The 14,269-nt window shown below is 69.5% G+C and carries 11 protein-coding genes; 6 read left to right on the plus strand and 5 right to left on the minus strand.

Features of this window, described 5'->3' with window-relative positions:
* Nucleotides 1–73 precede the first annotated feature (73 nt).
* The gene (gene ggt, locus Hrr1229_RS11940; protein ID WP_123112686.1) at nt 74–1,732 is read right to left on the minus strand and encodes a gamma-glutamyltransferase; all 1,659 of its coding nucleotides are present in this window, start codon (nt 1,730–1,732) and stop codon (nt 74–76) included.
* A 291-nt stretch (nt 1,733–2,023) separates the two neighbouring features.
* Here ggt and Hrr1229_RS11945 point away from each other — a divergent pair, with 291 nt between their 5' ends.
* The 6 genes from Hrr1229_RS11945 (at nt 2,024) to Hrr1229_RS11970 (ending at nt 8,864) form a co-directional block, all read left to right on the plus strand.
* The gene (locus Hrr1229_RS11945; RefSeq protein WP_158606060.1) at nt 2,024–3,739 is read left to right on the plus strand and encodes an ABC transporter substrate-binding protein; all 1,716 of its coding nucleotides are present in this window, start codon (nt 2,024–2,026) and stop codon (nt 3,737–3,739) included.
* Between the two features lie 38 nt (nt 3,740–3,777).
* Nucleotides 3,778–4,728 carry an ABC transporter permease gene (locus tag Hrr1229_RS11950; RefSeq protein ID WP_123112684.1) on the plus strand — a complete coding sequence of 317 codons (951 nt, stop codon included), beginning with the start codon at nt 3,778–3,780 and terminating at the stop codon, nt 4,726–4,728.
* Nucleotides 4,729–4,731: 3 nt separating this feature from the next.
* The gene (locus tag Hrr1229_RS11955; protein WP_123112683.1) at nt 4,732–5,817 is read left to right on the plus strand and encodes an ABC transporter permease; all 1,086 of its coding nucleotides are present in this window, start codon (nt 4,732–4,734) and stop codon (nt 5,815–5,817) included.
* Nucleotides 5,817–6,908, plus strand: coding sequence for an ABC transporter ATP-binding protein (locus tag Hrr1229_RS11960; RefSeq protein WP_123112682.1), 1,092 nt, complete (start codon nt 5,817–5,819; stop codon nt 6,906–6,908). The genes Hrr1229_RS11955 and Hrr1229_RS11960 overlap by 1 nt, the downstream gene beginning before the upstream one ends.
* The gene (locus Hrr1229_RS11965) at nt 6,905–8,224 is read left to right on the plus strand and encodes an ABC transporter ATP-binding protein (RefSeq protein ID WP_123112681.1); all 1,320 of its coding nucleotides are present in this window, start codon (nt 6,905–6,907) and stop codon (nt 8,222–8,224) included. The genes Hrr1229_RS11960 and Hrr1229_RS11965 overlap by 4 nt, the downstream gene beginning before the upstream one ends.
* A gap of 106 nt (nt 8,225–8,330) precedes the next feature.
* Nucleotides 8,331–8,864, plus strand: a complete 534-nt coding sequence (locus tag Hrr1229_RS11970; protein WP_123112680.1) for a hypothetical protein — start codon at nt 8,331–8,333, stop codon at nt 8,862–8,864.
* Nucleotides 8,865–8,910: 46 nt separating this feature from the next.
* Here the strand turns inward: Hrr1229_RS11970 and Hrr1229_RS11975 are convergent, their stop codons facing one another.
* The 4 genes from Hrr1229_RS11975 to Hrr1229_RS11990 form a co-directional block, all read right to left on the minus strand.
* A complete protein-coding gene (locus Hrr1229_RS11975; protein ID WP_123112679.1) occupies nt 8,911–9,270 on the minus strand; it encodes a GntR family transcriptional regulator in 360 nt (119 codons plus the stop codon).
* Nucleotides 9,271–9,865: 595 nt separating this feature from the next.
* Nucleotides 9,866–10,333 carry a molybdopterin-dependent oxidoreductase gene (locus tag Hrr1229_RS11980; protein ID WP_255212494.1) on the minus strand — a complete coding sequence of 156 codons (468 nt, stop codon included), beginning with the start codon at nt 10,331–10,333 and terminating at the stop codon, nt 9,866–9,868.
* Nucleotides 10,334–10,918: 585 nt separating this feature from the next.
* Nucleotides 10,919–13,315, minus strand: coding sequence for a cation-translocating P-type ATPase (locus Hrr1229_RS11985; protein WP_123112678.1), 2,397 nt, complete (start codon nt 13,313–13,315; stop codon nt 10,919–10,921).
* 80 nt (nt 13,316–13,395) lie between these two features.
* Entirely contained in the window at nt 13,396–14,154 is a 759-nt protein-coding gene (locus Hrr1229_RS11990) for a helix-turn-helix domain-containing protein (RefSeq protein ID WP_123112677.1), read from the minus strand.
* Nucleotides 14,155–14,269: the final 115 nt, after the last annotated feature.

Here is a 14,269-nt window from a genome sequence, read left to right on the forward strand (position 1 = left end):
GGCGGCCGTGGCGGGCCGCTCGCGAACGTCTTTTATAAGATGATCCGTCGTATCCGAACCGATCGACCGTCGGTCAGTAGCCCTGTGCGTTGCCGTCCTTTCGGGGTTCGGTGGCGGCCGAGAGAACGCCGTCCTCGTTGCGGACGATCTGCGCGCCGCCGAACTGGACCGGCGAGAGCGTCCTGACGTCGTGGTCCTTCCGGACCAGCTTCGCGGCGACGTCGTCCTCGAAGTGCGGTTCGACCCCCAGCTCGCCGCTCTCGCGGTACCGCCACCGCGGCTCGTCGAGCGCGCGCTGGAGCGGCATGTCGTAGTCGACGACGTTCGAGATCACCTGGACGTGACCCTGCGGCTGCATGTACCCGCCCATCACGCCGAAGGCGGCCCAGTCGTCCTCGTCGAGGCGGACGACGGCGGGGACCAGCGTGTGGAACGGGCGCTTGCCGGGCTCGAGGCTGTTCGGGTGCTCGGGGTCGAGCGAGAAGGACGCGCCGCGGTTCTGGAGGGCGATCCCCGTCTCGCCCGCGACGAGCCCGGAGCCGAAGCCGGCGAACCGCGAGTTGATGTAGGAGACGACGTTCCCCTCGTCGTCGGCGACCGTGAGCAGCACCGTGTCGGCGTCCTCGGCGTTCGCGTTCGGCACGCCGAACGACACGTCGTGGTCGGCGGTCGGCCCGACGCCGGCCGCGCGCTTCGCCGCCCAGTCGGCCGACCCGAGCGGCGGGGTCTCCTCGTACTCGGGGTCGGCGATGTAGCGGTGCCCGTCGTGGAAGGCCAACTTCATGGCCTCCGCGAAGTAGTGGACGCGCTCGGCGGTGTCGTAGTCGTGCTCGCCGGCGCCGAGCTCGGCGGCGATATTGAGCGCCTCCAGCGCGATGAGCCCCTGGTTGTTCGGCGGGAGTTCGTACACCTCGGCGCCGTTGTACGTCGTCGAGACGGGCTCGGGCCACTCGACCTCGAAGTCGGCGAGGTCGTCGACGGTCATGAACCCGCCCTGCGACTGGATCTCCTCGGCGATGGCCTCGGCGATCTCTCCCTCGTACACCACGTCGGCGCCGTGTTCCGCGATCTTCCGCATCGACTCGCCGAGCCGCGGTAGGCGGACCGTCTCACCGGTCTCGGGGGCGTCCCCGTCGAACAGGAAGGCCTCCCGGGCGTGGTCGTCGGTGAACAGCTCCTCCGCGCCGGCCCAGTACGAGGCGATGACCTCCGAGACCGGGTACCCCTCGGTGGCGTACCTGATGGCGGGCTCGAGGACGTCGGCGAGGGTGAGCCGGCCGAGCTCCTCGATCGTCGCCTCCCAGCCGCGGGCCGTGCCCGGCACCGTGACCGCGTGGGGGCCGTAGAACGGCATGCCGGCCTCGTCGGTGTCGTCGACCGCGTAGCCGCCGTCGTCGGGGTAGTAGGAGTCGGCGTCGTCGTCCGATTGGAGGGCCTCGCGGACGTTCCCGATCGTCGCGGCGGCGGGAGCCCCGCCGCAGGCGCGCATCGCCCCCACCTCGCCGTCGGCCGTGCGGTACAGCGCGAACACGTCGCCGCCGAGCCCCGTCGAGGTCGGCTCGACGACGTTGAGCGCGGCCGCCGTCGCCACGGCCGCGTCGAACGCGTTCCCGCCGCCGCGCAGCGTCTCGATCCCCGCCTGACTGGCGAGGGGCTGGCTGGTCGCGACGACGCCGCGCTGACCGTACACCGTCGACCGCCGAGAAGTGAACCGGTCCAAGTCTGGCTCCATACCTCCGATCTGACTGCGCACAATATAAATGCCGGACCGGATCTATCCGGTCGGGCGGCGCCGGTCGCGGTTCCCGTCGCCGGTCGTCCCCACCGCCGGTCGTCCCCACCGCCGGTCGTCCCGATCTCCTCACGCCGGCGATGCACGGATCATCGGTACGTGATATCGTGTTCCATGATAATTGTTTGTGTCAGTTCCGCTGATCGAAACCGAACCGGCCGATTACTGTACGGACGGTGGTTTGCGGTACTGAATAGAATGGTTTTTAACAAGCCGCGAGTACGTGTGGGTATGTCTCACTCCGACAACGGACAGACGGGATCGGCAGCGACTCGCCGACGGGTTCTCGCCGCCATGGGCGGCGCGAGCGTCGTCGGTCTCGCGGGCTGCGTCGGCGGCGACGGCGGCGACGGCGGCGACGGCGGCGACGGCGGTGACGGCGACGGCGGCGACGACATGAACGAGTTCGTCGCGTCGGCCGCCGCGAATCCCGGTACGTTCGACCCGACGATCATCACCGACGCGACCTCCAACTCCGTCGTCGGCACGATGGCGTACGAGCGGCTGGTCGCGCTTACCTTCGACTACTCCGAGTTCCGCGGCGAGCTCGCGTCCAGCTACGAACAGGTCGACGACACCACCTTCCGGTTCCAGCTTCGCGAGGGCGTCACGTTCCACAACGGCGACGAGTTCACCGCGGAGGACGTCCAGTTCTCCATCAACCGGACGAGCGGCACCACCAACTCCGCCGACGTCTCGTTCATCGAGAACGTCGAGGTCCTCGGCGACTACGAGGTCGAGATCACGTCGAGCAACCCGCACGCACCGTTCCTGAGCGACCTCGCCGCGGTCCCGATCCTCACGAGCAAGACGGACGCGATCAGCGAGAACCCGGAGCAGGACGAGCACGACTTCACCGAGGAGACCCTCGGGACCGGCCCGTGGGTGCTGGACGAGTTCTCGGCTGAGGACCGCGCCGTCCTCGTCCCCTTCGAGGACTACTGGTACGACGGCGACGAGTACCCCGGCACGGCGCCGTGGGACCAGGTCACCATCCGAGTCATCCCGGAGCAGGTCTCCCAAGAGGAGGCGATGGCGGCCGGCGAGCTCGACATGATCGACAACGCGGCGCCGTTCGAGCTCGACCAGTGGGCGAACCAGACCGGCGAGATCGTCACCGGCGACGCGGTCGGGTTCGACTTCATCTCCTACCCGGTCAACCAGAGCCCGTTCACGAACGAGAAGCTCCGTCGCGGGATGACCCGCCTGCTCCCGAAGTCGGACGTCATCGAGGCCGTCTTCGGCGGCTACGCGACCGAGCTCGCGGGGCCGATCAGTCCCGGCCTCGGGGCGTTCTGGGACGAGGAGCACGAGCAGCGGCTCCTCGACGAGTACGTCGGCGAGGACGAGGAGGAGGGGCTCCGCCTCATCGGCGAGGCGTTCGAGGAGGAGGACATCGAGGCGCCGTTCGACGTCTCCTTCATCACCAACGTCAACCGGACCCGCGAGCGGTGGATGGAGATCATCCAGCAGACGATGGACGAGACCGAGTACTTCAACGCCGAGCTCGACGTCCGCGCGTTCGACGACCTGGTCCCGTTCCTGCTCGACCCCGAGGGCGCCGCGGCCAGCACCGACGTCGTCGGCATCGGCTGGACCGGCGGCTCCGACCCGGACGGACACATCAACCAGCTGCTCCACTCCAGCCAGCACGTCCCCGACGGGTTCAACTGGAACCTCTACGAGAGCGATGAGATGGACTCGCTGATCGAGGAGGGACAGACCACCCTCGGCGCCGAGAACCGGCTCCCGATCTACCAGGACATCCAGGAGCTCGTCGCGCAGGACGTCCCGATGGCGAACATGTGGACCTCCGACGTGATCGACATCGTCAACCCGTCGAACATCGAGTCGGTCGACCAGTGGAGCCCGCACCCGAACGCGAGCAACCGCTACAACACGCTGTACAAGCCGCACCTCGACGAGATCGTCTACCCGGCGGAGTAACGACCCCGAACACCCGATAGCCCTCTCAATTCACCTCGATGAGCCTTCAACGATTCGTACTCAAACGCGGCTTGATTACCATCCCGCTGCTGCTCGGGATCTCCCTGCTCACCTTCGGGATGGTCCACGCCATCCCCGGGGATCCGATCGACTTCATCACGCTGTTCACGGAGCTCGATCCGCAGACGGAGATGGAGATACGGGCGGAATACGGCCTCGATCAGCCGGTGTATATCCAGTACATCGACTGGGTCACCGACGCGGCGACCGGCGACTTCGGCCGGTCGATCATCACCCGCGACCCGGTTATCGACGAGATCATGACCCGACTTCCGTACACACTCGTGATGGGGATCATGGCGTTCGGCGTCACGCTTATCACGGCGATCCCGACCGGTGTGATCGCGGCCTACTACCGCGACACCAAGATCGACCAGGCCAGCCGCGTGTTCGCCCTGCTCGGGATCGCGATCCCGAACTTCCTGCTTGGCCTGCTGCTAATCCTGATCTTCGCCAGCTGGCTCGACTTGTTCCCCGTCCTCCCGCCGACCGATCAGGGGATCCTCAGCTACGACATGTTGGTGTACACGCTGTTGCCGGCGATCACGATCGGGACCGGCTCCACCGCCCTGCTGATGCGGCTGATGCGGTCCTCGATGGTGGAGGAGCTCGACAAAGACTACGTCCGAACGGCCCGTGCGAAGGGACTCCCCGAGCGGACGGTGGTTCAGAAACACGTCCTCCGGAACTCGCTGATCTCGGTCGTCACCGTGGCGGCCATCCAGGTCGCGTTCATCATCAGCGGCTCCGTCGTCGTCGAGATCGTCTTCTCGTACCCGGGTATCGGGCGCCTCCTCGTCAACCGAGTGGGGAACCGCGACTTCCCGGTGATCCAGGCGATCGTCCTCCTCATCGGCGTCGCCGTGATACTCGCGAACTTCGTCGCAGACGTGCTCTACGCGTATCTCGACCCCCGAATCCGATACTAAATAATGTCAAGTGAAACCTCACAGCGGACGACGGACCGCGGACGAATACGGGTCTCCGGCTTCGACGTCGACCGCGTCGAATCCCGGGACCCGCTCTCCTCGTGGGAGCCCGACCTCCAGTCGGAGGAGGGGCGCGGTCGCCTCGAGTACGCGTGGATGCGGTTCAAACGGAACCGCCTCGCGCTGTTCGGTGCGGCCACGATAGCCTTCATGGTCCTGCTCGCGGTGTTCTCTCGGCCCATCCAGCTTCCGGGAAGCTTCCCCGTGCTGGCCGGGCAGACGGTCCAGCCGTTCTCGCTCGCGCCGGCCGACCCCGCGAACCAAGACGTGCTCACCGGGTACCGGGAGCCGACCCTCGAGAACGTCCTCACATGGCCCCCCACCGGGCTCTACCTGTTCGGCGCCGACTGGGCCGGCCGCGACATCCTCTCGCGGGTGATGTACGGCGGCCGCTGGAGCCTCTCGATCGGCTTCATCGCCGTCGCCATGGCGCTCCTCGTCGGGATCCCGCTCGGCTCGATCGCTGGCTACTACGGCGGCAAGGTCGACGAGCTCATCATGCGGATCGTCGACATGCTGTACGCGTTCCCGTTCATCGTGCTCGCGATCGCGGTCATCGCGGTGCTCGGCCGGGGCTACTGGGAAATGATCCTCGCGTTGGTCGTCGTCGGCTGGCTCCCGTACGCCCGCATCATCCGCGGCGAGATACTGAGCGTGAAGGAGAACGAGTACGTCACCGCCGCGAAGGCGCTCGGCTCCCGCGACCGCTCTATCATCGTCCGGCACATCTTACCGAACGCCATGGCGCCGGTGATCGTGCAGGCGACGCTCAGCATCGGCACCACGGTGCTCGTCGCCGCGGCGCTCGGATTCATCGGGCTCGGGCTGTCGCCGGCGAGTGCGGAGTGGGGCGTGATGCTCAACGTCGAGCAGGACGCGATCGCCCGCGGTCGCTGGTGGGCCGGGCTGTTCCCGGGGCTCGCGATCTTCGTCTTCGTGATGGCGATCAACCTCGTCGGCGACGGCGTCCGCGACGCGTTCGACCCGCAGGGCGATCAGACCGACACCGACACCGGGGGGCTCCGCTGATGGCGATGCTCGAAGTCGAGGACCTCAACGTGCGGTTCTACACCGACGACGGCGTCGTCAGGGCGACCAACGACCTCTCGTACCGGATCGAGGCGGGAGAGCGCTTCGGCGTCGTCGGCGAGAGCGGGGCCGGGAAGAGCGTTACCAGCCTCGCGCTGATGCGGCTCATCGACGACCCCGGCGTCATCGAGAGCGGCGAGATCCGTTTCAAGGGAGAGAACATCCTGGAGATGGACGAAGAGGAGATCCGCTCGCTCCGCGGCAACGAGATCGCGATGATCTTCCAAGACGCCGAGACCGCGCTGAACCCCTCGTACACAGTGGGCGAGCAGATATCGGAGGCGATCCGATTCCACCTCGGGCTCGACGATGCGGCGGCCCGCGAGCGGGCCATCGAGACGCTGGAGTCGGTGGGGATCCCGTCGGCGGCCGAGCGGTACAGCGACTACCCGCACGAGTTCTCCGGCGGGATGCAACAGCGCGTCGTGATCGCGATCGCGCTGTCGTGTGACCCCGATCTGATCATCGCCGACGAGCCGACGACCGCGCTCGACGTCACCATCGAAGCGCAGATCCTCGAACTGCTCGAGGAGATCGCGACCGAGTTCGACACCGCGATCCAGCTTATCACCCACGACCTCGGCGTGGTCGCCGAGTTCTGCGACCGCGTGATGGTGATGTACGCCGGGCACCCGGTGGAGATGGCGCCGGTCGAGGACGTCTACTACGACCCGCAACACCCCTACACCGTCGGGCTGATGAGCTCGATCCCGCGGATCGGCGACGACCGCGACCGGCTCCAGACGATCCCCGGACGAATGCCGGACCTGATCGAGATGCCGCCGGGGTGTAACTTCCACCCGCGGTGTCCGTACGCAGAGGAGTCGTGCACCCGCGTGGAGCCGCAGCTCGTCGACGTCGAGACCGGCGAGCCCGCGGACCCGATCAACAGCGACGCGCAGACCGCCGCGTGCCTCGCCCACACCGGTGAACTCACGGGGGAGCTCGACTACGAGGTCACCGTCCGAGGGGACGGCAAGCTCCGCGACCCGGACGGCGCGTCGAGCTCGGCGGGGGTGAGCGACCGATGAGCGGCTCCGAGCCGCTCCTCCGCGTCGAGGGGTTAGAGAAGTACTACACGTCGGAGAGCGACTTCATCGACCGGCTCCTCGGCCGACAGAAGGACGTGAAGGCGGTCGACGGCGTCTCCTTCGAGATCAGCGAGGGCGAGACGCTGGGGCTGGTCGGCGAGAGCGGCTGCGGCAAGAGCACCATCGGCCGGTCGATCCTCCAGCTCCGCGAGCCGACCGCCGGCTCGGTGTATTTCAAAGGGCAGGATATCACGACGCTCTCCGACAGCGAGCTCCGGGACCTCCGGAAGGAGATGCAGATCATCTTCCAGAACCCGCGGTCAAGCCTCAACCCGCGGCTGACGGTGAACGACATCATCGGCGAGGCGCTCGACATCCACGGGATCGAGGGTGGCGTCTCCCGCGACGCCCGGATCAAGGAGCTGCTCGAACGGGTGGGGCTCAACGCGAGCCACGCCAACCGGTACCCGCACGAGTTCTCGGGCGGGCAGCTCCAGCGGATCGGCATCGCCCGCGCGCTCGCCGTGGACCCGGACTTCATCGTCTGCGACGAGCCCGTCTCGGCGCTCGACGTGTCGGTGCAGGCGCAGATCCTCAACCTGCTGGAGGATCTCCAGGACGAGCTGGGGATCGCGTACCTGTTCATCGCGCACGACCTCTCGGTCGTCGAGCATATTGCCGACGAGATCGCCGTGATGTACCTCGGCAAGATGGCCGAGATCGGTACGCCGGAGGAGCTGTTCGCGCCGCCGCAACACCCCTACACCGAGGCGCTGCTGTCGGCGATCCCGGAGCCGGACCCGCTGTGGGAGGGCGACCGGATCCTGCTCGAAGGGTCGGTCCCCTCCCCGATCGACCCGCCCTCCGGCTGTAAGTTCCACACGCGGTGTCCCCGCGTCATCCCGCCGTCGGACTACGACTTCGAGCAGGAGGAGTGGCGGGCGGTCATGTCGCTCCGCCACCGGGCCCGCGAGGAGGACATCGCCGTCGAGACGTTCGACGCGGAGGACACGACGCTCATGGAGGCGCTCCGCGAGGAGCTCGACCTCCCGTCGTCGCTGACGGACCCGGACGCGGAGCGGGTGGTGCAGGAGGCGCTCCGCTCCGTCGCGGACGAGGAGTTCGCCGACGCGGAGGCGCTTCTGAGCGAGACGTTCGATACGCCTTGCTCGACGGACGAACCGGTGCTCCGTCGGACCGACGCCGGACGGGTCGCGTGTCACCTCTTCGACCCGGCCTACGAGGGCGGGACGGACGACGGAACGGCGACCGGCGACGGGACCGCCACGGGGCCGGCGGCGAGCGGCGACGACTGACAGCGGTCGCGCGGTCGGCCGCGCTCCGACCGCGACGCCGAACTAACTCCCGACGCCCCGACGCACCCGACGACACGCTTATTCTTCCCGACGGGTACTCTCGATCATGCGTCGATCACGCGGGCGGGACGGCGTCGACCGCTCCGACGACGACCCGTTCCGACCGAACGAGTCCGCCGAGCGCCACCGCCCTCGGGCCGCCAAGACGCTCCCGGCGGCGACGCTGGCGCGATGGCTGCTCCCGGCGCGGCTCCACCGTCGGGCCGTCTCCGTCAGCGTCGACACCCCCGCGAGCGTGTACGAGCGGGGTGAGCCGGTCCCGGTCGCGTTCGAGTTCCGGAACCCGCTGCCGGTCCCGGTGACCGTTCGGACCCGAACGCCGGTTCCGTGGACGTGGCACGTCGACGGGCACCGCGACGCCTCACACGTGCCCGAACCGCTCCCGGAGTCGGCGTCGCGATTCACCCTCGACCGGGGGGAGCGCCGCCGGTTCACCCGTCACTGGGAGCAGAGCTTCCAGGTCTCGGAGACGGACTGGCAGCCGGCCGAGCGCGGCGAACACACGATCGGTGTCGGCCTCTCCGTGGACGATCCCGCGGGGAAGGGCGTGTACGACGAGACGACGGTCCGGATCGAGTGACCGGGCGCCGCGGGTCCGCGGCGAGGGGTGCCGCCGACTCGTCACCCTACTCTTCGGCGTCGCTCGGGATGTCTATCTCCTCCTGATGGTACCGCTCCGTCGCGAGCTCCGTGACCGCCCGGAGTGACTCGACGAGGTCGTCCGATTCGTCGAGCGCGTACCGGTCCGGGTCGGTGCCCTCGGCCCGGTCGACGTCGAGGATCCCGAACGGTTCGAGCCCGTCGAGCGCCTCGTGGACAACGGTCCGGTCGACGCCGGCGCCCGCGGCGATCCGCTCGACCGACAGCGGCTCGGAGGCGTAAAACAGCGCCGCGACGACCCGCGCCCGCACCCGATTCGCGAACAGGAGCGCGAGGCCGTTCTCCTCCACCAGCCGCGTGTACTCGTCCGTCGATTGCTCGTCCATGCCCCCAATTCACGAGCGAGCGGCATGACGGCTTCGGAACCGACCGGTCACCGGCCGCGAATCGAGCCCTCGTCGGCCCGGGGGTCGGCTCGGCGTCGACCTCCCCGACCGGCTTCCTTCGAGTCCGCAGCGCCCACTCGAAATCCGTCGTGTCAGGCCGGGTGAGGGCCGTGAACCGAACGACTCCGGCCATGAGAGCGATACGCGGCCGCTCCCGATGAGACGCGCTAATAAATGGGATACCGATATACCGAATTCGATCGACCCCGATCACGAAGCCGCTTCGACGACGCCGTCGCCTCGTTCCGCGGAGACCCCCGCCAGTTCGTCGCGGCGGGTTCGACGCGACGGATTCGACGCGTCGGCCATCTCGGTGCTGCTCTGCGGGCGTCGACGCGTTCGGTCGGGTCGACGAGGGAGTCGAGAAACCGCTGGACTCCCGTTAGACGGGGGCCTCGGTACTCATAGGGCTCGTCGTCGCTGGTGCCGAGGCAGCTCGGAGCGGTGCATCGTCATCGGCCGGTCAACCGTACTCGCCTCGCGAACTAAAACCGCCGGGTCGGCGGCTGGGTCGGTCGGGTGGGGGAGGGCGCGATCAGTAGCCGAGCTCCTCGTAGTCTTGGGGGGTCTCTTCCGGGGCGAGCCGCAGGAACCGGAGCTCGCGGACGCCTTTCACCGTCCGTCCCGCGTCGACCGGGGCGACGAACCGCGGCGCGCGGGCGGCCGGTAGCGCCTCTCCGCCGCGTTCGACGGCCAGCACCGCGTCGAGCGCCGTCCGGAGCGGGACGCAGACGGCGTAGCCGTCGGCCGCGACGCGGACGTGGGTCGCGTCGGGGTCGACCGTCACGTCCGGGCGGTCCAGCAGCGCCCCGACGGTGACTCCGCGCCAGGTGCCGCCCCAGCGCTCCCCGCTGGCACACAGGAACTCCTCGGCGGCCGTTTCGAGCGCCGCGTCGGCGAGCTCGTCGAGCGCGACGACGCCCTCGGCGAGCCCGCGCAGCCGGACCTCGACCGCCGCCGCGTCGGGATCCGAGGCGCCGGACTCCCGTCGGCTCAGTCCCACGGCGGGTCACCCCCGTGCTCGTTCGGACTCATACTGACGCCGACGGGGCCGACACGTACAAAAGGTCCGCTCGTTTTCGGGAGCCGAGGTCGCGAACGAACATATTCGACTGCGGCCGCGACCCCGCGCTCGCGGCCGCGATCGTCGGGGCGGCGACAGTCGCGGCCGCGACTGTCGCGACGGCTCGGTCCGGACTCCCGGTTCTCGCTCGCTGTCCACTTATAAATACTCTCGCGGCGGGTCAGTCGCCGCCGTGGCACGACCCCGCGTAGGCGTTCCACCGGTCGATCCCGTTCGGAAGCCGGCGATCGGTGCCGGCGTCGAACGTCGCCGCGCACTCCGCGACCGCTTCCGCCGCGGTCGGCGGGGCGTCGTCGCGATCAGGCGTCCCCTCCCGATCTTCTTCGTCCTCCCGCTCGATACTCGTCTCGCGCGTGCTCGGACCCTCGGGACGGGTCGCCGCCGCCGATTCCGAGCCTGCGTCAAATGTGTACTACGGGTGGCACGTCTCTCCCGAGACGCCGGTCCTTAATAATAGTTCATGTTTGTTTCGGGCGTCGGGAGCGAGGGCCTCGCGTCGGCCGGCTACTCGTACGACTCGGGTTCGATCCCGGAGAGCCGCATCGCGTTGCCGGTGACACCGAGGCTCATTCCCATGTCGCCGACGACGACCGCGGCGGCGACGCTCACGAGCCCCAGCGGCACCCCGACCGCGAGCAGCGCTTTCACCCCCAGACTCGCCCAGATGTTCTGGCGGATGACCCCGTTGGCCGTGTGCGAGAGCGCGTACAGGTACGGGAGCTTCGCCACGTCGTCGCCCATCAGCGCGATGTCGGCGGTCTCCAACGCCGTGTCCGTCCCCGCGGCGCCCATCGCGACGCCGACCTCGGCGGTCGCCAGCGCGGGCGCGTCGTTGATCCCGTCGCCGACCATCGCCACCTCGCCGTACTCGGCCTGCAGCGACTCGACCGCCGCGACCTTATCTTCCGGCAAGAGCTCGGCGCGGTACTCGTCGACGCCGACCCGCTCGGCGATCGCTCGCGCCGTGCCCTCGTTGTCGCCCGTCAGCATCACGACGCGCGTCACGCCGAGCTCGCGGAGGCGCTCGACCGCGCGCTTCGAGTCGGGCCGCACCTCGTCGGCGACGGCGACCGCCCCGGTCAGTTCGGTCGCCGTCCCGACGAGCACGACGGTCTTCCCCTCGCGCTCCAGCGCTGCGAGCGTCCCCTCGCCGAACGCCCCGTCGTCGGAACTCCGCGACTCGGAGGCCGCGTCGCCCTCGGTCACGACCCCGCCGTCGGTCTCGGCGCGGGCCCGCGAGAGGTCGAAGCCGAGCTCCTCGAACAGCGCCGGGTTCCCGGCGTAGAACGTCTCGCCGTCGATCTCCGCCCGGACGCCCTTCCCGGTGAGGCTCTCGAAGCCCGACGGCTCCGGGAGGTCGGTCGCCCCCGCGCGGTCGGCCCGGTCGAGGATCGCGGCCGCGATAGGGTGTTCGCTCCGGCGTTCCAACGCCGCCGCCCGCCGGAGCAGCGTCGCCTCGTCGGCGTCGCCGAGCGGGACGAGGTCGGTGACCGCGAGCTCGCCCTTCGTGAGCGTCCCGGTCTTGTCGAGCGCGACGGCGTCGACGTCGCCCATCGCCTCCAGGTGGTTCCCGCCCTTGATCAGGACGCCGTTCTTCGCCGCGCTGGTGATCCCGGAGACGACCGAGACCGGCGTCGAGATGACGAACGCGCAGGGGCAGGCGATCACCAGCAGCGTGAGCCCGCGGACGAACCACGTCCCCCAGTCCGCGGCGAAGACGAACGGGTAGCCGGCGAGCTCGACCGTCACCGGGTCACCGATGAGAATCGGCGGCAGCGCGGCCGTCAGGATCGCTAACACGACCACGACCGGGGTGTAGTACCCCGCGAAGCGGTCGACGAATCGCTCCGTCTCGGTCTTCTCGGCCTGCGCGCCCTGCACCAGCTCGATGATCCGCGAGAGGGTGGAGTCGCCGGCGGTCGAGGTCACCTCGATCTCGAGGTACCCCTCCTCGTTGATCGACCCCGCGAACGCCTCGTCGCCGACCGCCTTGTCGACGGGGACGCTCTCGCCGGTGATCGGCGACTCGTCGACCGCGCTCTCCCCCTCGGTCACCGTCCCGTCGAGGGGGACCTTCTCGCCCGGCCGGACGATCACGGTCTCGCCGACGGCGACGCCGTCGGTCGGAACGGTTGTCTCCCCGCCCTCGCGCCTGACGGTGGCCTCGTCCGGCGACAGCTCCATCAGCTCGCGGAGCGAGTCGCGGGCGCGATCCATCGCGTAGTCCTCCAGGAGTTCGGCGACGCTGAAGAGGACGGCGAGCGTGGCCGCCTCGACGAAGTACCCGATCCCCGTCGCGGCGAGGATCGCGGTCCCCATCAGCAGGTCGATATCGAGGCTCCGGTTCAGCGCCGAGTAGTAGCCGCCGCGGACGACGGGGAGTCCGCTGGCCGCGACGGCGCCGAGGAACAGCACGTCCGCGAGCGTGAGCGGGGCGCCGAGCACGCTCGCCACCGCGGGGTTCGAGCCGGTCAGGACGAACTCGAACAGGAGCCCGGCGACGACGAGGACCGCGCCCACCCACGTCTTCTTCGCGCGCGGCGTCGTCCAGACCTCGGACGGGGGCGCGACGGCGACGCCGCCGGACCCCCCGTCGGCCTCCCCACCGCCGTCACCGTCGGCGCTTCCCTCACCGTTCGACCGGCCGCCGGTGACCTCGTAGCCGACGCCCTCGATCGCCGCGACCACGTCCTCCTCGGTCGTTCGCTCGGCGTCGTACGTGACCGTCGCGGTCCCGGCGGTGGGATTGAGCGCAACCTCGACCACGCCGTCGACGCGTTCGAGGGCGTTGTCGACCTTCCCGGCGCACGACGGGCAGTCCATCTCGGGGACCGCGAGGCCGGCGGTCAGCTCGCGTCGCTCGCCGGTCGCGTCCACCTCGTTCTCCGACTCGTCACTCATTACGTGGAGAGACGGCCCTGACGGCGATAAGCCTTAGTTGGAAATCTCCAACGTTCTCCGTCCGCCGACCCTCGGATCGCTCAGTTCCGCGGTGCGGGGACGTCGTCGGCCCGTGGCTCGCGGTCGACGTGGGCCTTCGCCAGCAGCTCCTCGGCCCGACGGAGCCTGTAGGTGAGCGTGGACCGCGGGACGTCGAGGTGGGCCGCGAGCTCGCCCGCGTCGACCGCTCGCGGCGACTCGTAGTAGCCGTGTTCGACCGCGGCCCTGAGCGCGGCCTCCTGCTCGGGGGAGAGCCCGACGCCGCCGGCGTCCCCGTTCGACTCGCCCGGCGCGCCCGAGACGCTCGCCGTCCTGAGCAGCTCCGTCCGAGCGGCGTCGCCGACGGCCGCGCGGAGCGCGTCGAAGAACGCACCCACGTCGCCCTCGCCGGAGTGGATGAGCCGCCAGGTGTAGTGGCGCCCCTCGTGGCGCGTCTCGAACAGGACGCCGTCGCCGAGGTGGTTCCGCGCCAGGTGAGGGACCGACGCGCAGACGGGCGTGGGCTCCCAGTCGGTGTACAACACGAGCGTGTCGTCGGTCCGGTCGAGGACGCGGGTCGTCTGGGTCGCCCCGCAGTCCTCGGTCGCGAGGCAGTCGGCGTAGTAGTCGCCGTCGGTGAAGGCGGTCTCGACGGCCGCGAGCGCCTCCGAAGCGCCCGTCGCGTGGTCGACGCGCCAGAGGTGGTCGTCGGTGGCGTGCAGCGACAGCGACCGCACCTGCGCGCCGGGGTGGTCGGCGAGCGCGTCGGCCACCCTGTTGCGCCCCGGCTCGTACTCGAGGGCGAAGGCGAGTTCGCGCATGCGACCACCTACGCGGTACGCGGACATAACAGGTGGGCCCGTCGCGGTCCGCGCCCGCGACGCATCTGCGCTCGATTCCGAGCTTCCGCGGCCGACTCCCGACGCGGGCGAATCT

This window comes from Halorubrum sp. CBA1229, from assembly GCF_003721435.2.
Taxonomy (GTDB): Archaea; Halobacteriota; Halobacteria; order Halobacteriales; family Haloferacaceae; genus Halorubrum.